Source organism: Massilia soli (genome assembly GCF_016809835.1).
GTDB classification, from domain to species: domain Bacteria; phylum Pseudomonadota; class Gammaproteobacteria; order Burkholderiales; family Burkholderiaceae_D; genus Telluria_A; species Telluria_A soli.
Window position 1 is genome coordinate 709006 of record NZ_JAFBIL020000001.1, and the last position, 20077, is coordinate 729082.

A 20077-nucleotide genomic window follows, 5' to 3' on the forward strand; every position below is an offset into this window, starting at 1 on the left:
GCCATGGAAGCGGCGCGCACGAAAAAAAACAGGGGGATCGGCGCCGCGGCGCCCATCCCCCTGTTTTCGCTTGGCTTGATTTAGAAGCTGTACGACGCGCGCGCGTAGATGAAGCGGCCCGAGCGGCCATATGGCGCGTAGTTCGCGAACGCCGCGTTGCCGGTCGTGTTCAGCAATGGTGGCAGCGCCTCAGGATACTCGTCGAACACGTTGTCGGCGCCGATCGCCAGGTTCAGCTGCGGCGTGACGGCGTAGCGTGCCTCGAGGTCGACCACGGTCTGCGCGCCCATGTTGAAGTCCAGCGCCGCCGTGGTGCCAGGCGACAGCACCTTGCCGTAGCGGGTGGCGCGGAAGGTCGCGCCCAGCTTGCCCAGCTTCCAGTTCACGTTGGCGTTGAGCTTGTTCGCGGGCTGGCCTTTTTCAAGCGACAGCACGTTGACGCGGTCAAACAGCGACGGGGCCGGGGTCAGTGCTGCGAGCTGGGCGGTGACCGGCACCTTGGTGACCTCGGTGTCGGTGAAATTGCCTGCCACAGTGAAGTCGAACTTGCCGGCTTCGCCCATGTTCATCGGCCAGCTGACCACCACGTCGACGCCGCGGGTGGTGGTATCGACGCCGTTGATGAAGAAGCGGCCGCCGCCCACGCCGATGAAGCCCTGGCTCTGGATGAAGTTGCGCACGTTCACTGCCGTCAGGTTTTCCGACAGAATGATGCGGTCTTCGATATCGATGCGGTAGGCATCCACCGTCACGTTCACGGCGCCAAGGCGCATCACCGCGCCGAGCGACGCGTTCAGCGACTTTTCGGCATCCAGCGGCTTCGCGCCCAGCGCCACCGCCACCGGATCGTTCGGCTTGAAGGTGGTGATCTCGAACGGCACGCCGTTGATGAAGTTGGTCGAGGTGGTGGTGAAGTTCTGCTGCTGCGGCGACGGTGCGCGGAAGCCGTTTTGCAGCGAGCCGCGCAGCGCGAACGATTTGCTGAAGTCGTAGCGCAGCGCAAGCTTGCCGGCCAGGCTCTCGCCGAAGTCGGAATAATGCTCGCCGCGGATCGCCACCGATGCCAGCAATTCCTGCGTCAGGTTCGCTTCCAGGTCGACGAAGGCGCCGATCGCGGTGCGGTGGGTATCGCTTTCGTTGGCCGGGCGGAAGCCAGGAAACACCTGGGCGCCCGGAGGCGCCGGCGTGCCGTTGGCCAGGGTCTGGCCGCCGTGGCGGTAGGAATCGGGCTCGCCGGCAAACAGCTTGTAGCCTTCGCGGCGCGCCTCGGCGCCGACCGCGACGTTCAGCGGCGAGGCCAGGTTGGCCATCGGCACCGAGCGCACGCCGGTCAGGTTGGCCACCAGCTGGTCGTACGAGAAGCCGCCGGCGTAGAACTCGGTCTTGCTGCTCGGCCCGATCGAACGGTTGAGCGTGTTTTCGATGGTGAAGGCCATCTTGTTCTTGCCGTAGCCGAGCGACGCGTCCATGTCCCAGTCGCCCATCGTCCACGACGCGCCGCCGGTGGCGCTGAGGTCATCCACCTCCGGTGCGATGATCGGCAGGTAGCCGTTCGGGTAGATCGAGATGATGTTCTGGTCCTGCAGCGCGCGCCGGTAGAAGCCGGCCGAACGCGCATCGCGCTTCTGGTAGCTGGCCCAGCCGTACAGCTTGACGTTGTTGCCCAGGTTATAGCCGGCATTGGCGAACAGGGTGGCCTGCTCCATTTCCGGCTCGCCGTACCAGGCGTTGAAGCGGTCGATCGTGGCTTCGCGCGGGTCGAACGCGCCATTTACCAGCGGATATTGCTGGCGGTAATCCCAGCCGCCCCGTTCGGTGCGCTTCTGGTCCTTGATTTCGGCGGCCAGGGTCAGGTGGCCGTCTTCGCCCAGGCTCAGGCCCTTCCACATGCTGACCGTCACGGTCTCGCCGTCGGAGCGCTTGCGCGAGGCTGGCGCCGACCAGGTCGCGCCGGCAGGCGTCGGGCTGGCGACGATGTCGTATTCGGAGTCGCGGGTGCCGTAGGACACGGTGGCTTCGCCGCCTTTGGTGTCGGTGCGCAGGCGGATGTTGACCACGCCCGAGATCGCATCCGAGCCGTACTGGGCGGCGGCGCCGTCACGCAGCACTTCGATGGTGCGGACCATCGCGGTGGGAATCGTGTTCATGTCGACCGCCGCCGAGCCGCGGCCGATGGTGCCGTTGACGTTCACCAGCGCCGACGCGTGGCGGCGCTTCGAGTTCACCAGCACCAGGGTCTGGTCCGGCGCCATGCCGCGCAGGGTGGCGGGACGGATCGTGTCGGTGCCGTCGGCCAGGCCAGGGCGCGGGAAGTTCAGCGACGGCAGGGCCACCGACAGCGCCTGGTTCATCTCGGTGCTGCCGCTGGCTTTCAGGGTCTCTGCGGAAATGATATCGATCGGGGCGACGGTATCGAGGGCGGTTCGGTTCGCCACCCGGGTGCCGGTGACGACGACGGTGGTTGGCGTGTCGTCGCTGATGGTCTGCGCGACCGTCGGGGCGGAGGCGAACAGGGAGGCGATGGTTAAGGCGAGAACTTGTTTTTTTGGTACAAACGATCTTTGCATTGTTTTTTTCCTCGTGATGAAAGTACGGATAACAAAAGCGGCGAACCTCTTTTGATACTCGTACGTACAAGCAACGAAGTCAATTCTGCAACACGGTTCACGGCGCAGATAACAACACAATAAGAAATGGGTGTCAGTTTCGCGTAAGCAGCACTCAGCGGAAACACGCAGCGGAGCGGTGCTGCGCTGTTCCGCCCTGCGCCGAGCGGCCGTCTTTAGTGCGCCACGACCTTGTCTTTCTTGAACATCTTCTGGACCATGGTCACGACAAACAGCACCACGCCCCCGGCAATCAGTCCAGCGACCAGGTCGACCAACGTTGGCGTCAGGAACTTGAGCACGCCGCCGATCACCGGCACGGTTGCGCTCGCCGCCGCCCAGCCTTCGACGATCACGGCCAGCGCATGCACGCCGTGCAGCAAAATGCTGCCACCGACCATGAACATCGCAGCGGTGCCGACCACCGACAGGGTCTTCATCAGCTTTGGCGCCATCCACAGCAAAAAGTCGCCGAACCGGCGCGCCGCGCCGTTGGCGCGCTTGCTCAGGTACAGTCCGGCGTCGTCCAGCTTGACGATGCCTGCCACCAGTCCGTACACGCCGACCGTCATCACCAGCGCGATGGTGGTCAGCACCAGCACCCGCTCGCTGAACGTGGCGGCGGCAACGGTGCCGAGTGAGATGACGATAATTTCCGCCGATAAAATAAAGTCGGTGCGGATCGCGCCTTTGATCTTGTCTTTTTCCAGCGCCACCATGTCGACCGAGCCATCGGCCAGCGCGGCGGCCAGCTCGGCTTCGTGGGCAGCGGCTTCATCGCTGTGCAGGTATTTGTGAGACAGTTTCTCGAAGCCTTCGTAGCACAGGAAGGCGCCGCCGAGCATCAGCAGCGGCGTCACCGCCCACGGCGCGAATGCGCTGATCGCCAGCGCGGCCGGCACCAGGATCGCCTTGTTGACGAACGATCCCTTCGCGACCGCCCAGACCACTGGCAGTTCGCGGTCCGGTTTCACGCCCGAAACTTGCTGCGCATTCAGTGCCAGGTCGTCGCCCAGCACGCCGGCGGTCTTTTTGGCGGCCACCTTGCTCATGACGGCTACGTCGTCAAGGATGGTGGCGATATCGTCGAGTAAAGCCAGCAAGCTGCTTGCCATGGACACTGCTCCGAGTAAATGTCAAAACAGCATATTACCTGACGGGGCCGCCAACATGCGTACGCACACAAGCCCCGATTTTTGCAGTTCAGCCCGCAAAATCAGCATCTCGTCGCTTTGCGCGTGTTTTCGCGCCGCCTCTCCGTATAGTCGATTCCATCAACAGGCTGCCGATTTTTCCGCGAGGTACATCATGAAGACCGAATACGATTTCTCCACCACCGCCGCGCGTACTGCCGCACGCCCGGTCAAGCGCAAGACCCGCATCACCATTTACCTCGACGACGAGGTGCTGGAAGAGTTCCGCTCGCTGTCCGAGCGCTGCGGTACCGGCTATCAGACCCTGATCAATGCTGCGCTGCGCACACGGCTGGCCCCGGCCGCCCAGGGCGAGACCGCGCTGGCCGACTAGGCGACGAGGGGGCGCCGGCGCCCCCGCCGCGATGCACCAAATCCGTCGCAAGCCAGTCACAGCGGGGCTTACTTTTGCATCGCCGTTTCAGAATTTATTACACAAAGCAATATTTATGCTAATCTTCCCGCTCTTTTAACCCCGGAGGATAGTATGAAAAAAGGCGAACTGATTGCAGAATTTGCGAAGCGTACGGAAATGTCCGGCGCAGCCGCGAACGGTGCCGTCAACACGATCATCGACATCATCACCGAGCGCCTGAAAAAGGGCGACACGGTAGGCATCACCGGTTTCGGCACTTTCTCGGTCGCCAAGCGCGCTGCACGCAAGGGCCGCAATCCATCGACCGGCGAAGCAATCAAGATCGCTGCTTCGAAGACGCCTAAGTTCTCGGCTGGCGCGACCCTGAAGTCGGCTGTCAACCCAAAGAAGAAGTAAGCACCACCTGCGCGTGCGCGCAGCGGCAACCCCCGGCTTTCCGGGCGCCGCTGCGCGGCGCCGCATCCCCTCCCTCGCAGAATTCCCCCCATGAGCTTCGCCACCTGGATTGCCTTCGTCTTCGCCGCATCGATCATTGCCGTGTCGCCTGGATCGGGCGCCGTGCTGGCGATGTCGAGCGGTCTGTCGCATGGCGTCAGGAAGGCTGGCGCCACCGTGTTCGGCCTCCAGCTTGGCTTACTGCTGGTGCTGGCCATCGCCGGCGCCGGCGTCGGCTCGCTGCTGCTGGCCTCCGAGCTGGCGTTTAACATCGTCAAGACCGTCGGCGCCCTCTACCTGATCTACCTTGGCCTTGCGCAGTGGCGCTCGAAGGTCGAGATCATGCCAGGCAACGACATGGCGCCCGTCCGGACACTGGTGCCCAGCGTCGGCAAGCGCGTGCTGACCGGTTTCCTGACCAATGCGACCAATCCGAAGGGCATCATCTTCATGGTCGCCGTGCTGCCCCAGTTCATTGCCAAGGATGCCCCGCTGCTGCCCCAGCTCGGCATCCTGGCCGTCACCATGGTCTGCATCGATTCGATCGTCATGAACGGCTACGCCTTCCTGGCCTCGTCGATGCAGCGCTTCTTCCGCGACGCGCGCGCCGTCAAAAAGCAGAACCGCTTCTTTGGCGGCGTGCTGATGGCCGTCGGCGCCGCCCTGTTCTTCGTCAAGCGCGGCGCCTCCGCCGCCTGAGCCGCCCGGCTGTTGCTGCCCGCAACCCGTATTGCAACCGATTGTAACGGCTGTGATCCGCAGCGCGCCCTGGTGCGTTCTATACTTGGCAGATGCCCTAACTCCTTTGGAGAACCCCATGCGTAGTCCTTTTCTGAAAGCTGCGGCCGTGCTGGCGCTGATGGCTTGCTCCGTCGTTGCCCAGGCCCAAACGGAAGCGCCGGCGCGCGTTGGCCGGGTGTCCCTGGTACAAGGTCCGGTCATCATCAGCACCGAAGACAGCGAGCGCGCCGAAGACGCCATGGTCAACTGGCCGGTCACCAGCGATAACCGCATCACCACCGAGCGCAATGGCCGCACCGAGATCCGGATCGGCTCGACCGCCGTGCGCCTCGACGGCAACTCGTCGCTGGAAGTGCTGGAACTCGACGACGAGCGCCTGCAATTGATGCTCCACTACGGCAGCGCGAATATCCGCGTGCGTAACGCCGAGGTGCTCGACGGCTTCTCGATCGACACGCCGCAGGGCCGCGTGCGCATGCGCGAGGCGGGCCGCATCCGCGTCGACGCCAGCGCCGACGCCAGCCTGGTCGACGTATTCGACGGCGTCGCGCTGGTCGAGGCCGACGGCTCGACCTTTTCGCTGCGCGCCGGGCGCCGCGTCGAGATGCGCCAGGGCGACCTGCTGACCGCGCTGGCGGTGCGCACCAGCTTCGACGACTGGGCGCGCCTGCGCGACCAGCAGGACGACCGCGTGGTCTCGGACCGCTACGTCACCACCGAGATGACCGGCTACGAAGAGCTGGACCGCCATGGCAGCTGGAGCGACAACACCGAATACGGCCCGGTATGGCTGCCGCGCCACGTCTCGTCCGGCTGGGCGCCGTACCGCGACGGCCGCTGGACCTGGGTGTCGCCGTGGGGCTGGACCTGGATCGACAACGCGCCGTGGGGCTATGCGCCATCGCACTACGGCCGCTGGGTGATGATCAATCAGCGCTGGGGCTGGGCGCCAGGACGCCATATCACCCGTCCGGTGTGGGCGCCTGCGCTGGTGGGCTGGGTTGGCGGCAGCGGCTGGAGCCTCGCGTTCAACAGCGGATCGCTGCACCGTTCGGCGCCGGCGCAAGGCTGGTACCCGCTTGGCTTCGGCGACAACTACGTCCCGGGCTACCGGATGAAGCATGACCACCTGCGCTACATAAACCGCCACGTGCGTCCGCATGACGGCCGCCGCGGCCGCGACGACCATCGCCGCCACGGGCTGACCGTGGTCCCGCATGACCAGTTCCAGCGCCGCGCACCGATCGTGGTGCCGTCGACGCCGCGCGCGGTGGTCACGCCGCTGGCGCTGCAGAACGCGCCGGTGCTGACGCCCCAGGCCCCGCAGCCAGGCCGCAACGAGCGCTATCGCCGTCCCCGCGATGGTGCGGTAGAAGCCGATGGCGTGTCGTACCGGGTACGCCGGCCGGTGCCGTTGGCGCCGGCGCAGCAGGTGCAGGCAGAAGTCCAGGCGCCGTCGGTCGGCATGCCGGCGCAGGTGCAGGCGCCGCGCCGTGATGGCCGCGGCGCCGGCGACGAGCGCGGCGCAAACGATCAGCGTGCCGACTGGCGCGCCGAGCGCCGTGGCCAAATGGAAGAAGCGCGCCGCGAACAGATGGAAGCGGCCCGCCGCGCCCAGCTTGACCAGCTGCGCCAGTCGCAGATGGAAGAAGCGCGCCGTGGACAGGGCGACCAGCTGCGCCGCATGCAGATGGACGAAATGCGGCGCGCACGCCAGGCGCAGATGCAGGCAATGCAGCCAGCGGCGGTTCCGCAGCAGCCGCAGATCCAGCAAATGCCGCAGGCGCAGCCGGAACCGCGCCGGGTCGCGCCGCAGCCTCAGCCGCAAATGGCGGCGCCGGCACCCCAGGCCGCCAGCCCCGCGGTCCCGCAGCAGCGCAGCAGCCGCGAAAACGCGCAGCGCCGCAGCGACCGCGCCGGCCACGACCAGCACTGATGCCCTGGCGCGGTGCAGTTCGTTCCGCCTTTTTTGCAGGGCAGGCGGCAAAACGCACCGTTCATCGCATTCGCGCTGCATGAAGACGGGTGGATGGGTAGAGTGGCATTTGTCGGTAGCGCATTGATTTCCCCCGCTACCGGCTTTTGTCCCTCCGCTATTTTCCCCCCACGATGGGAATAGTTTCTGGCCAGCCTAGCGCTGGCCGTTTTTTTTGCGGCGGCTGGTCAAACGCCGAACATTGGCTACAATGTGTCTTTGAACGCGTTTGAACTGGAATGTGTATGACCACGACCCAAGAATCCCTCATCGAATACCCGAGCGACTTCCCGATCAAGGTGATGGGCGCGACGCATATCGACTTCGCCGCCACCATCGTCGATGTGGTCCTCGAATTCGACCCGACATTCCACATCGGCCGCCTCGAAGAGCGTCCTTCGGCCCAGGGCAACTACACCGGCCTGACCGTCACCGTGCGCGCCACCAGCCGCGCCCAGCTCGATGACCTGTACCGCGCCCTGTCGGCGCACCCGATGGTCAAGATTGTCATGTAAGCCACACCAGGGCCGGCGCCAGCAGCAAACCGGCGCTGGCTTATAATGGCGGGTGCCGCAACCACACCGCCTTCCCATGCCCTCCACCGCCAACGCGCCGGCGATCATCCGAGATCTCGGCCGCGCCGACTACGAACCCGTGTTCGCCGCCATGCGCGCCTTCACCGACGCGCGCGGCACCGCCACGCCGGACGAGCTGTGGATCGTCGAGCATCCGCCCGTGTTCACGCTGGGGCTGGGCGCCGACCGCGGCCACTTGCTGGCCGGTCCCGGCGTGCCAAAGCACGACGTCCCGGTGGTGCAGACCGACCGCGGCGGCGAAGTCACCTTCCACGGACCCGGCCAGGTGGTCATCTACCTGCTGATCGACCTGCGCCGGAACAAACCGGGCGGCAAGCTGTATGCGCGCCAGTTTGTGACAAAAATCGAACAGGCGATCATCAATGTGCTGCAGGCGTATAATCTCGACGGTGAACGCGTCGCAGGCGCGCCGGGCATCTACATCGCCGCCGGCCCGCGAAAAGGCGCCAAGATCGCCGCGCTCGGCCTCAAGGTGCGCGGCAACGGATGCACTTACCACGGCGTGTCGCTCAATGTCGCGATGGACCTGTCGCCGTTTTCATGGATTAACCCGTGCGGCTATTCCGGCCTTGCCACCGTCGACATGCGCACCATGGGCGTGCAGGCGGCCCTTGGCGACGTACAGCAGCAACTGGCGGCAGAACTGATACGCCAGCTGGCCGAACCGAACAACATCAACCAGGCCCCTGAAGGCCAAGCAGCCATATGACCACCGACACCGAAACCGGCACTGTCCCCGCTTACAACCCGAGCGAAAAGCAAAAAGGCGCAAGCAAGACCTCGCGCATTCCGATCAAGATCGTCCCGATCGAGCAGATCGAGCGCCTCAAGAAGCCTGACTGGATTCGCGTCAAGGCGGCCACCGCCTCGAGCCGCTTCTACGAAATCAAGGACATCCTGCGCGCCAACAACCTGGTGACGGTGTGCGAGGAAGCCAGCTGCCCGAACATCGGCGAATGCTTCGGCAAGGGCACCGCGACCTTCATGATCATGGGCGACAAGTGCACCCGCCGCTGCCCGTTCTGCGACGTCGGCCACGGCCGTCCTGACCCGCTCGACACCAGCGAACCGGGCAAGCTCGCCAAGACCATCGCCGACCTGCGCCTGACCTATGTCGTGATCACTTCGGTCGACCGCGACGACCTGCGCGACGGCGGCGCCGGCCACTTCGTCGACTGCATCCAGCAGACCCGCGCGCTGACGCCTGCGACCAAGATCGAAGTGCTGGTGCCGGACTTCCGCGGCCGCCTGCAAAAGGCGCTCGACATCTTCAAGGACGGCCTGCCGGACGTCATGAACCACAACCTGGAGACCGTGCCGCGCCTGTACAAGGAAGCCCGTCCCGGCGCCGACTACGCCCACTCGCTGCAGCTGCTGCGCGACTTCAAGGCGATGTATCCGAGCGCGGTCACCAAGTCGGGCCTGATGGTGGGCCTGGGCGAGACGGACGAAGAGATTCTCGAAGTAATGCGCGACATGCGCGCCCATAACATCGACATGCTGACCATCGGCCAGTACCTGGCGCCGTCGAACTCGCACCTGCCAGTGCGCCGCTATGTGCACCCGGACGTCTTCAAGATGTTCGAAGAGAAGGCCTATGAAATGGGCTTCGTGCACGCGGCGGTTGGCGCGATGGTGCGCAGCTCGTACCACGCCGACGTGCAGGCGCATAACGCGGGCGTGGCTGCCTAGGCCGCATCCGCCGGTTTGCATGCGGTTCGGCGGATGCGGCCTTCGGCCTTATCCGCCCTACGACTTACGGTGCGCGTTTATACACGCGCACGTAATCGACCAGCATCCGCTGCGGCAGCACCGTCGTCGCATCCGGATAGCCCGGCCAGTAGCCTCCCACCGCCAGGTTCAGCAGCACAAAGAACGGGTGCTCGAACACCCAGTCGCCCTTCACCAGCGCCGGACGCGCCGTGTGATACAGCTGCCCGTCCCGGTACCAGCGAATCTCACTGGGTTCCCACTCCACCGCGAACACATGAAAATCATCGGCATACTTCGCCCCCGCCAGCACTGACGGCTTGCCATACGCGTGCTCGCCCGAATACCCCGGGCCATGCAAGGTGCCATGCACCGTGGACGGCTCCTTGCCGATGTTTTCCATGATGTCGATCTCGCCGCTGCGCGGCCACCCGGTGCTGCCGATATCGCTGCCCAGCATCCAGAACGCCGGCCAGATGCCTTGCCCCTTGGGTAACTTGAGGCGCGCCTCATAGCGACCGTAGGTACGCTCCTTCAGCCCCGCGGTCTTAATCCGCGCCGACGTGTACTCGCGGTTTTCATACTTCTCCCTGCGCGCCTCGATCACCAGGAAGCCATCGCTGACGCGCACATTCTCCGGCCGCGCCGTATAGTACTGAAGCTCGTTGTTGCCGAAGCCATGGCCGCCGGTTTCGGCAACCCAGGTGCGCGCATCGAGCGCCGCGCCGTCGAACTCGTCGCTCCAGTCCAGCACCCATCCCGGCCCAGGCGCAGGATGCGCCGCAGCCGGGTAGGGCTGCAGCAGCAAGGCACCAGCGAGCACGCATAGCGCACGCATCGTCATGTGGATTCCTCAAAAGTTGGAAACGTTTCCCAATTCACTATACATTCACGTTTTTGTCATGTCAATTTTCCTCGCGCGCTGCCGTTCGCCCTGATTCTGTTGCGTCGCTGGCCTGTCGCGGCCCGCCGGTACTCATACGCAAAATATTTCGTTGACAATTTTTTTCCCTGACCCTAATATTCAGTCAGCAGATATGGAAACGTTTCCATAAATCGCTGGAAAAGATAGCAGCATCCTCGCATCCGACTTCACCTGACTGAGCAGGCGAGCTGGGTGCTGCACCCGTTTCACGGGTGCAGGGATCGAAGCAAACAGGCAGGCGCGGTGACCGGTAGCACTAGAACAAATCTATAAAAATAGAGATTGAGGAGAACACATGCACTATCCAAAGGCGAATCAGACATTAATGAGCCTGGCAGTTGCCGCTGCCTGCGCCGCGCTCGCGCCGGCCTACGCTCAAGAGGTGGCCAGCGCGGCCACCACCGGCGCCGCATCCGATACTCCCGTGCAAACGGTGGTCGTGACCGGCATGCGCAACAGCATGGTTTCGTCCATGAACCTGAAGCGTAATTCGGACGGCATCGTCGACGGCATCGTCGCCGAAGACATCGGCAAATTCCCTGACACCAACCTGGCCGAATCGCTGCAGCGCATCAGCGGCGTATCGATCGACCGCTCGATCGGCGAAGGCTCCAAGATCACGGTACGCGGCGTCGGTCCCGACTTCAACATGGTGCTGCTGAACGGCCGCCAGATGCCGACCTCGAACCTTGGCGACCTGAGCGGCCGCGCTTTCGATTTCGCCAACCTGGCGTCGGAAGCGATCTCGCAGATCCACGTCTACAAATCGAGCCGCGCAGAGACCCCGACCGGCGGTATCGGCGCCACCCTGAACGTCATGACCGCGCGTCCACTCGACCGCCCGGGCCAGCAGGCCAGCCTGGGTATCAAGGCGGTGCACGACACCTCCGCATCGAACCTGCCGGGCGACGTCAAGCGCGGTAACAGCGTGACGCCGGAGGTGTCCGGCATCTACAGCAACACCTCCGCCGACGGCCGCTTCGGCATCGCCATCACCGGCAGCTACCAGGAGCGCAATCTGGGCTTCAACCAGGCTGCCGTGTCCAATGGCTGGAAGGGCCCGTTCCGCGGCGACGAGAACAACTGGGGCACCATTCCCCAGCCTGGCACCCCGGGTTCCGAGAACATCACCAACCGTCCTGCGCCTGGCGACAAATACTCGGTTCCGCAGAACCTGAACTACAGCATGAACGGCGTGCAGCGCCAGCGCACCAACGGCCAGCTGACCTTGCAGTTCGCACCGACCAAGGACTGGACCAACACGCTCGACTTCACCTATTCCGAAAACAAGATCCAGACCCGCCGCAACGACCTGTCGGCCTGGTTCAATTTCGGTCCGTCGAGCAGCAGCTGGACCCCCGGACCGGTGTCCAGCCCCCTGATCTACACCGAGATCATCAATCCTGCGGTGAGCGACATCGCGATGGGCGCGGGCCTGTTTGCGACCAAGACCCAGAACGAGTCGATTGGCTTCAACTCGGCCTGGCGCGTCAACAGTTCGCTCAAGCTGGAACTCGACGCGCACAAGTCGACCGCCGAATCGATGGCCGACAGCCCGTTCGGCTCGAACAGCACGATCGGCACCGCGAGCTTCAGCCGCGGCACCACCACCGCCGACTTCAGCCAGGACTTCCCTGTGCTGTCGATCCAGGGCGCCGATTTCCAGCGCGCTCGCCAGCAGGTCACCGGCTCGACCTTCCAGAACGGCTACATGAAGGGCGACATCGAACAGCTGCAGCTCAAAGGGCGCCTGCGCCTGCTGGAATCGTCCAACCTGAACTTCGGCGCCGCCGCCACCACGGTGGAAAACCGCTCCGCGTTCTCGAACCAGCAGCGTGACACTTGGGGCGGCGCCACCTCGCCGGCCGACTACCCGAGCAGCGTCTGGCATCCGGAGACCGTGCGCCAGTACTTCGACAGCATCGACGGCAGCGACAACCCGAACCTGTTCAACCAGTTCTACACCTTTAACTTCGAAGAAGTGCGCGAGCTCGCCGCGAAAGCGTCCGGACTGCCGCAGCTGTACCTGCCGAAGAACACCTTCGACACCGACCGCCGCACCAAGGAAAAATCGAAGAGCGCCTACCTCCAGATCAATACCGACTGGGATACCACGCTGCCGATCCACACCGCCATCGGCGTGCGCTATGAAGAGACAGATGTCGTCTCGACCGCGCTGGTGCCAAGCGCCACCAGCATCTCGTGGGTGGCGCAGAACGAGTTCCCGATCACCTTTGGCCCGCCTACCTTTACTACCCTCGAGGGCAAGTATCGCCACGTGCTGCCAAGCTTCGACTCGGACATTGAGCTGAACAAGGACATGAAGCTGCGCTTCAGCTACGGCCATACGATCGGCCGCCCGCGCTACGACCAGATCCAGGGCGGCACGGTGCTTGACCAGCTGGCCCGTATCAACGGCGGTGTCGGCACCCAGGGCAACCCGGGACTGAAGCCGGTCAAGTCGAAGAACCTCGACCTGTCGTACGAGTGGTACTACTCGCCGCAGAACTTCTTCTCGGTCGGTTACTTCCGCAAGGACCTCGAGAACTATGCCGGCCAATCGCAGCTGAACGCGACCCCGTTCAACCTGCGCACACCAGTCGGCGGCGCGTTGTGGAACCAGGCCATCGCCAGCGGCTGTACCGGCGGCGACACCACCTGCATCCGCAACTACATCTTCCGCAACCATGCCAACGCGCCGGGTGTGACGGTCGGGCCTAACGATGCGGCGGGCAATGCCACCGGCACGATCGTCGGCCAGCCAGGCGATCCGATCGCCAACTTCGTCATCACCACGTTCGCCAACCAGAAGCAGGCGGACCTGGATGGTGTCGAGGTCAACGTGCAGCATATGTTCGGCAACAGCGGTTTCGGTCTGTCTGCCAACTACACTTACGTGAATTCGGGACTGGAGTACGACAATGCCAGCGTCGGCGATCAGTTCGCGCTGGTAGGTCTGAGCAATTCCGCCAACCTGGTGGCCATCTACGAGAACGCCAAGTGGAGCGCACGCGCCGCCTATAACTGGCGCGACAAGTTCCTGTCGTCGACCCAGGATGGCTCGGGTCCTAACCCGAACTACACGGAAGCGTACGGGCAGCTCGACATCAGCGTCGGCTACAACGTCAATGACAACCTGAGCGTGCAGTTCGAGGCGATCAATGTCACCGACGAGATCCAGCGCACGCACGGGCGCACCAAGAACCAGGCGCTGTTCGTGACGCAGTCCGGCCCGCGTTATATGTTAGGTGCCCGCTACAAGTTCTAATCGACAATAATAGTGACTTGGGAAAGGCCGCAGCCTGCTGCGGCCTTTTTGGGTTAATGTCGAGGACTTAGGTCAAAGGGCATTGCATGACGAGTACAGCCATCAGGCACATCGTTATCCTGGGAGGCGGATCGGCCGGCTGGCTGACCGCTGGCGTGATCGCGGCCGAACACCGGGCCAATTCGGTCACCGGCATCAAGGTGACGGTGATCGAGTCGCCCGACGTAGCGCCAATTGGCGTGGGCGAAGGGACCTGGCCAACCATGCGCGACACGCTGCGCAAGATCGGCGTGTCGGAGGCCAGCTTCCTGCGCGAATGCGACGCGTCGTTCAAACAGGGCTCGCGCTTCAACCGCTGGGTCACCGGCGGCGATGCCGACTACTACTTCCACCCGTTCGTGCTGCCCCAGGGGTATGGCGATGCCGATCTCGCGGCACGCTGGCAGGCACGCCACCGTGGCGTGCCGTTCGCCGACCTGGTCAGCTTCCAGCCACACCTGTGCGTGAACGGCCGCGCGCCGAAGCAGGCATCGACCCCCGAATACGCGGCAGTGGCCAATTACGGCTACCACCTCGACGCCGGCAAGTTCGGCGTCTTCTTGCGCCGCCACTGCGTCGAGCAGCTGGGCGTGACATACATCGCCGACCATGTCGACGCCATCGCATCGCACGACAATGGCGACATCGCCGCGCTGCAAACGCGCGCGCACGGCGCCGTCAGCGGCGACCTGTTCATCGACTGCAGCGGCATGCGCTCGATGCTGCTAGGCCAGCATTATGGCGTGCCGCTGCTGCCGCAAAAGCATGTGCTGTTCAACGACAGCGCGCTCGCGGTGCAGATCCCGTACGCGAACGACAACGATCCGATCGCCTCGCAAACCACGTCGACCGCCCAGAGCAGCGGCTGGATCTGGGACATCGGATTGCCGACCCGGCGCGGCATCGGCCACGTGTACTCCGGCGCCCACATCAGCGACGACGACGCCGAACGCGAACTGCGCGCCTATATCCGCGCCAATGGCGGCCCGGAGGACATCGCGACGCCGCGCAAGCTAACCTTCGAGCCGGGCTACCGCAGCCACTTCTGGCACCGCAACTGCGTGGCGATCGGGCTGTCGGCCGGATTCATCGAGCCGCTGGAAGCGTCGGCGCTTGCACTGGTCGAACTGTCCGTCGCGATGATCAGCGAAGACATGCCGGCCACCCGCGCGGCGATGGATATTTCCGCGCGCCGCTTCAACGACGCCTTTACCTATCGCTGGGAGCGGGTCATCGACTTCCTCAAGCTGCACTACGTGTTGAGCCAGCGCCGTGACAGCGACTACTGGCGCGACAACTGCAGCAGAGTGCCCGAACGACTGGCCGAGCTGCTCACGCTATGGCGCCACCGCGCCCCATCGCGCCACGATTTCTACCGTATCGAAGAAGTATTCCCGTCGGCGAGCTACCAGTACATCCTGTACGGGATGGGCGCCGGCATGGAGCCTGAGCAGGCGCTGCGCCAGGCCGAGTACGCAGGCAGCGCGGACGGCTGCTTTCGCGAAGCGGCCGACCTGACCCGCAAGATGCTGGCGGCCCTGCCCGACAACCGCACGCTGCTCGCGCACATCGCGCATCATGGGCTGCCCAGGATTTAAGCAAACCACACAACGACAAAGAGCGAAGAGACATGGCCAATCCCGTATTGCTTAACAACGTAGACCACAAGGACCTGCGCGTGATCACCCGGCGCGGCGACGCATGGGGCGACAACCTGATGCTGGCGGTGACCTTCCCCGCCGAATTCCGCACCCTGCAGGGCCACTATCCGATCGTATTTCGCAAGTCAAACGAAGGCGCCTTCGAGCCGGTGGCGCTGTTTGGCTTCCAGGAAGGCGAAAACCTGTTCCTGCGCGACGGCCGCTGGGACGCCACCGACCTGCCGCTGTCCGTGGAACGCCTGCCGTTCATGATCGGCGTCAGTGGCCAGGAACTGATTATGCACGTCGACCTCGACAATCCGCGCGTGAGCAGCAGCGAGGGCGAGCCGGTGTTCCTGCCGCATGGCGGCAATACCGAATTCCTGGAGCGGATGAATTCCACCCTGCTGGCGCTGCACCAGGGTTTGCAGGATATCGCCGGCTTCACCGAGGCGCTGCTGCAGAACGAACTGCTTGAGTCGTTCGTGTTCGACATCGAGCTCAATGACGGATCGCAAAACCGGCTGGCCGGCTTCTACACGATCAACGAGGACCGCCTTGCCGCCCTCGATGGCGCGGTGCTGGAGCGGATGAACCGCGCCGGCTACCTGGCCGCGGTCTATTTCGCGCTGGCGTCGCTGTCGAATTTCCGCGCGCTGATCGAACGGAAGAACGGCCATGCCTAGTCCAATGCGCGAAATCGACGGCGCCGGTTTGGTGCCGGACGACGCGCTGCTTCGTTCGACCGAGCCGGTAATCCTGCGCGGACTGGTGTCGCACTGGCCGCTGGTGCGCGCCGGGCTGGAATCGGCGCAGGCCGCCGATGCGTACCTACGCCGCTTCTACCGCGATGCGACAGTGGTCGCGATGCTCGGCGCGCCCGACATCGAAGGGCGCTTCTTCTACAACGAGAACCTGAGCGGGTTTAACTTCCGGCCGGTGCACGTCAAGCTGGACACCGTGCTGGGCGAGCTGGAAGCGCGCCGCCAGGACGCCCGGCCGCCATCCATTTACGTCGGCTCGACCACGGTCGACACCTGCCTGCCCGGGCTGCGTACCGAGAACGACATCGACCTGGGCAAGCGCGATGCGCTCATGAGCGTCTGGATCGGCAACCGCACCCGGATCGCCGCCCATTACGACCTGCCCGACAACCTGGCCTGCGTCGCCGCCGGCCACCGCCGCTTCACGCTGTTCCCGCCTGACCAGCTGGAGAACCTGTACATCGGGCCACTCGATTTCACGCCCGCCGGCCAGGCCATCAGCCTGGTCGACTTCGCCAAGCCCGATGTCGAGCGCTTCCCTAAGTTCGCCACCGCGCTGGAGCACGCGCAGGTCGCCGAGTTGGGGCCTGGCGACGCGATCTTCATCCCCAGCATGTGGTGGCACCACGTCGAAGCGCTCGACAGCTTCAATGTGCTGGCCAATTACTGGTGGCGCCAGTCGCCCGATTACATGGACACGCCGACCAACGCCCTGATGCACGCGATCATGAGCGTGCGCGACCTGCCGCCGGCGCAGCGCAAGGCATGGCAGGAACTGTTCCGCCACTACGTATTCGAGGCCGGCGACGCAAGCTCCGGGCATATCGCCCCGGACGCGCGCCGCATCCTGGCGCCGCTCGACGCCGACGCCACCCGCGCGCTGCGCGCACAACTATTAAAACGCATGAACCGCTGAGGAGACAGGCATGGGACAAGATAATCGGGACAAGAAAGTGCGCCGCGTCGTGATCGCCGGCGGTGGCACCGCCGGCTGGATGGTCGCGGCGGGCCTGTCCAAAACCCTCGGCAAGCTGCTCGACATCAAGCTGATCGAGTCGGACGAAATCGGCACCGTCGGCGTCGGCGAGGCTACCATCCCGACGCTGATGAACTTCCATCACCTCCTCGACATCAACGAGCAGGAATTCATGGCCGCCACCCAGGCAACCTTCAAGCTTGGAATCAGCTTCGAGAACTGGCGCGACCTCAAACAGGACTACATTCACTCGTTCGGCCTGACCGGCACCGACCACTGGACGGCGGGCTTCCAGCACTTCTGGATGAAGGGCCGCGAGCGCGGACTGGCGGGCGACTACGGCGACTACTGCCTCGAATTGAAGGCCGCGCAAGCCAACAAGTTCGCCCACTTGCCGCGCAACGGCATGAACTACGCGTATCACCTCGACGCCAGCGCCTACGCGCGCTACCTGCGCAAGTTCAGCGAGGGTTACGGCGTGCAGCGCATCGAAGGCAAGATCGTCGAAGTCAAGCAGCACGCCGATGGCGGCGACATCCGCTCGATCCGGCTCGACTCGGGCACTGAAATCGAGGGCGACCTGTTCATCGACTGCACCGGCTTCCGCGGCATGCTGATCGGCCAGACCATGGGCGTGGAGTATGACGACTGGTCGCACTGGCTGTACTGCGACAGCGCGGTGGCGGTGCAGACCGCGTCGACCGGGCCGGCCGTGCCGCTGACCCGTTCCATCGCCCGCGAATCGGGCTGGCAGTGGCGTATTCCGCTGCAGTCGCGGGTCGGCAACGGCCTGGTGTTCTCGAGCCGCTACATGGATGACGAGCAGGCGATTGCCTGCCTGACGGCCAACATAGAGGGGGAGCCTTTGATGAAGCCGCGCGTGATCAAGTTCAAGCCGGGCCAGCGCCGCCAGGTATGGAAGGGAAACTGCGTCGCCATCGGGCTGGCCAGCGGCTTCCTGGAGCCGATCGAATCGACCAGCATTCACCTGATCCAGCGCGGGATCATCCGGCTGATGCAGATGTTCCCATCGGACGGCATCTGCCAGTCCGACGTCGACGAGTACAACAAGCAGGCCAACACCGAAATCGAGCATATCCGCGACTTCATCATCCTGCACTACCACGTCACCAACCGCCAGGACACGCCGTTCTGGCGCGATTGCCGCAGCATGGCGATTCCGGCCTCGCTGCAGCACCGGATCGACCTGTTCCGCGAAACCGGTCGGGTGTTCCGCGTGCCGAACGAACTATTTGCCGAGAACTCGTGGATCCAGGTGATGCTGGGCCAGGGAATCATGCCGAAGCGTCACCACCAGACTGCGGATTTGATGGGAGATGAAGAGCTGGCCCACTTCCTGGGAAGTATCAGCGCCAGGATCGAAAAGACCGTGATGCAGCTGCCGCAGCACCAGGAGTATGTTGAGAGGTTCTGCCGCGCACCGAGCCAATAAACGTAGGGCGGATAAGCGCAGCGCATCCGCCGAATGCGAGCGCCATCGATAACGTGGCGCGAACCTTGGGCGGATGCGCTTTCGCTTATCCGCCCTACTTTTATACCTTGTGCAGGTTGGCGTACTTGATGCCGTAGAAGAGAATGAAGCCGTAGCACGCAGCCGGCACGATGAACGACAGCTGCAGCCCGATGGTATCGGCCAGCGCGCCCTGCACGAACGGCACCAGCGCGCCGCCCACAATCGCGGTACACAGCACGCCGGACGCCTGTCCGGTGAACTTGCCCAGCCCGTGCAGCGCCATGCTGAAGATCGTCGGGAACATGATCGAATTGCACAGGCCGACCGCCAGGATGGCCCACATCGCGACCTGTCCTTCGCCCACGATCGCCGTGACGATCAGCGCGATCGCACCCAGCGCGTTGAACGCCAGCGTCTTGCCCGGGCTGACATAGCGCATCACGGCAAAGCCGATAAACCGGCCCACCAGCGCACCGCCCCAGTACAGGCTGACGTAGTTGGCCGCAGCCGCGTGGCTCATGCCGGCGATATTGCTCTCGCCGAGGAAGTTGATCAGGAAGCTGCCGATGCTGACCTCGCCGCCCACGTACACGAAGATCGCAATCGCGCCCAGCACCAGGTGGCGGTGCGAGGTGACCGAGCCCTTTTCGTTGGCCTCCGCCGTGTAGGTGATCTTCGGCAGCCGCGCAATCGCGAACAGCATCGCCAGCAGGGCCAGCGCTCCGGCCAGCACCAGGTAAGGCCCCTGCACGGTAGCCGCTTCGGCGGCGCGATAGCTGGCCTGCTCGGCGGCTGACATTCTCGCCAGTTCGTCGGCGCCAAGCGCGGCGGCCGACAGGATCAACATACCGCCCAGGAAAGGCGCCACAGTGGTGCCGAGCGAATTGAAGGCCTGCGTCAGCGTCAGGCGGCTAGAGGCGGTACGCGGCGAACCAAGCACCGTCACGTACGGATTGGCCGCCACCTGCAGGATCGTGATGCCGCTCGCGAGCACGAAGAAGGCGAACAGGAACAGCCCGTACCCGCCCTTGGAGGCCGGGTAGAACAGCGCGCATCCCGCGGCGGCGATCAGCAGGCCGGTCACCGCGCCGTTTTGATAGCCGATTTTCTTGATCAGCATCCCGGCCGGCAGCGACACGATGAAGTACGCGCCGAAGAAGCAGAACTGCACCAGCATCGCCTGCAGGTAGGTCAGCGTATAGATCGACTTCAGGTGCGGGATCAGGACGTCGTTCAGGGAGGTCAGCAAACCCCACATGAAGAACAGGATGGTGACGATCACCAGCGGCATGGTGTTCGATGCGCCGCTGGCGTCCGGCGCCAAAGCCGTGGTGTTGTTTGCTGAGGTTTCCATGGTGT

At 64.2% G+C, this 20077-nt stretch carries 16 protein-coding genes; 12 read left to right on the forward strand and 4 right to left on the reverse strand.

The window, feature by feature from the left end; genetic code table 11:
- Window positions 1-80: 80 nt before the first annotated feature.
- Window positions 81-2567 carry a TonB-dependent receptor plug domain-containing protein gene (locus tag I4X03_RS03275; protein ID WP_223465552.1) on the reverse strand — a complete coding sequence of 829 codons (2487 nt, stop codon included), beginning with the start codon at window positions 2565-2567 and terminating at the stop codon, window positions 81-83.
- A 215-nt stretch (window positions 2568-2782) separates the two neighbouring features.
- The gene (locus I4X03_RS03280) at window positions 2783-3721 is read right to left on the reverse strand and encodes a DUF808 domain-containing protein (RefSeq protein WP_223465554.1); all 939 of its coding nucleotides are present in this window, start codon (window positions 3719-3721) and stop codon (window positions 2783-2785) included.
- A gap of 193 nt (window positions 3722-3914) precedes the next feature.
- On the opposite strand from I4X03_RS03280, the gene I4X03_RS03285 reads away from it, so the two are divergent.
- The 7 genes from I4X03_RS03285 (at window position 3915) to lipA (ending at window position 9614) form a co-directional block, all read left to right on the forward strand.
- Window positions 3915-4133 carry a BrnA antitoxin family protein gene (locus I4X03_RS03285; protein ID WP_223465556.1) on the forward strand — a complete coding sequence of 73 codons (219 nt, stop codon included), beginning with the start codon at window positions 3915-3917 and terminating at the stop codon, window positions 4131-4133.
- Between the two features lie 153 nt (window positions 4134-4286).
- Entirely contained in the window at window positions 4287-4571 is a 285-nt protein-coding gene (locus I4X03_RS03290; RefSeq protein WP_131423695.1) for an HU family DNA-binding protein, read from the forward strand.
- Between the two features lie 90 nt (window positions 4572-4661).
- Window positions 4662-5309, forward strand: a complete 648-nt coding sequence (locus I4X03_RS03295; protein WP_223465564.1) for a LysE family transporter — start codon at window positions 4662-4664, stop codon at window positions 5307-5309.
- Between the two features lie 118 nt (window positions 5310-5427).
- Window positions 5428-7287: a DUF6600 domain-containing protein gene (locus I4X03_RS03300; RefSeq protein ID WP_223465566.1), complete on the forward strand. Its 1860-nt coding sequence runs from the start codon at window positions 5428-5430 to the stop codon at window positions 7285-7287.
- A 284-nt stretch (window positions 7288-7571) separates the two neighbouring features.
- Entirely contained in the window at window positions 7572-7841 is a 270-nt protein-coding gene (locus tag I4X03_RS03305; protein WP_223465568.1) for a DUF493 family protein, read from the forward strand.
- 76 nt (window positions 7842-7917) lie between these two features.
- On the forward strand, window positions 7918-8631 hold the full coding sequence (lipB, locus tag I4X03_RS03310) for a lipoyl(octanoyl) transferase LipB (protein WP_223465570.1): 714 nt from the start codon (window positions 7918-7920) through the stop codon (window positions 8629-8631).
- Entirely contained in the window at window positions 8628-9614 is a 987-nt protein-coding gene (gene lipA / locus I4X03_RS03315; protein ID WP_223465578.1) for a lipoyl synthase, read from the forward strand. The genes lipB and lipA overlap by 4 nt, the downstream gene beginning before the upstream one ends.
- Window positions 9615-9678: 64 nt before the next feature.
- On the opposite strand, the gene I4X03_RS03320 is transcribed toward lipA, so the two are convergent.
- A complete protein-coding gene (locus I4X03_RS03320; RefSeq protein ID WP_223465580.1) occupies window positions 9679-10476 on the reverse strand; it encodes a glycoside hydrolase family 16 protein in 798 nt (265 codons plus the stop codon).
- A gap of 376 nt (window positions 10477-10852) precedes the next feature.
- Between I4X03_RS03320 and I4X03_RS03325 the strand changes: the two genes are divergently transcribed.
- The 5 genes from I4X03_RS03325 (at window position 10853) to I4X03_RS03345 (ending at window position 18697) form a co-directional block, all read left to right on the forward strand.
- Window positions 10853-13825 carry a TonB-dependent receptor gene (locus I4X03_RS03325; RefSeq protein WP_223465582.1) on the forward strand — a complete coding sequence of 991 codons (2973 nt, stop codon included), beginning with the start codon at window positions 10853-10855 and terminating at the stop codon, window positions 13823-13825.
- 86 nt (window positions 13826-13911) lie between these two features.
- On the forward strand, window positions 13912-15462 hold the full coding sequence (locus I4X03_RS03330; RefSeq protein WP_223465584.1) for a tryptophan halogenase family protein: 1551 nt from the start codon (window positions 13912-13914) through the stop codon (window positions 15460-15462).
- A gap of 32 nt (window positions 15463-15494) precedes the next feature.
- Window positions 15495-16190 carry a SapC family protein gene (locus I4X03_RS03335; RefSeq protein ID WP_223465586.1) on the forward strand — a complete coding sequence of 232 codons (696 nt, stop codon included), beginning with the start codon at window positions 15495-15497 and terminating at the stop codon, window positions 16188-16190.
- Window positions 16183-17184: a cupin-like domain-containing protein gene (locus I4X03_RS03340; protein ID WP_223465588.1), complete on the forward strand. Its 1002-nt coding sequence runs from the start codon at window positions 16183-16185 to the stop codon at window positions 17182-17184. Before I4X03_RS03335 ends, I4X03_RS03340 begins: the two co-directional genes overlap by 8 nt.
- A gap of 10 nt (window positions 17185-17194) precedes the next feature.
- Window positions 17195-18697 (forward strand): tryptophan halogenase family protein, encoded by a 1503-nt coding sequence (locus tag I4X03_RS03345; protein WP_223465590.1) that lies wholly within the window; start codon window positions 17195-17197, stop codon window positions 18695-18697.
- 100 nt (window positions 18698-18797) lie between these two features.
- On the opposite strand, the gene I4X03_RS03350 is transcribed toward I4X03_RS03345, so the two are convergent.
- On the reverse strand, window positions 18798-20072 hold the full coding sequence (locus I4X03_RS03350; RefSeq protein ID WP_223465592.1) for a sugar MFS transporter: 1275 nt from the start codon (window positions 20070-20072) through the stop codon (window positions 18798-18800).
- Between the last annotated feature and the right edge of the window lie 5 nt (window positions 20073-20077).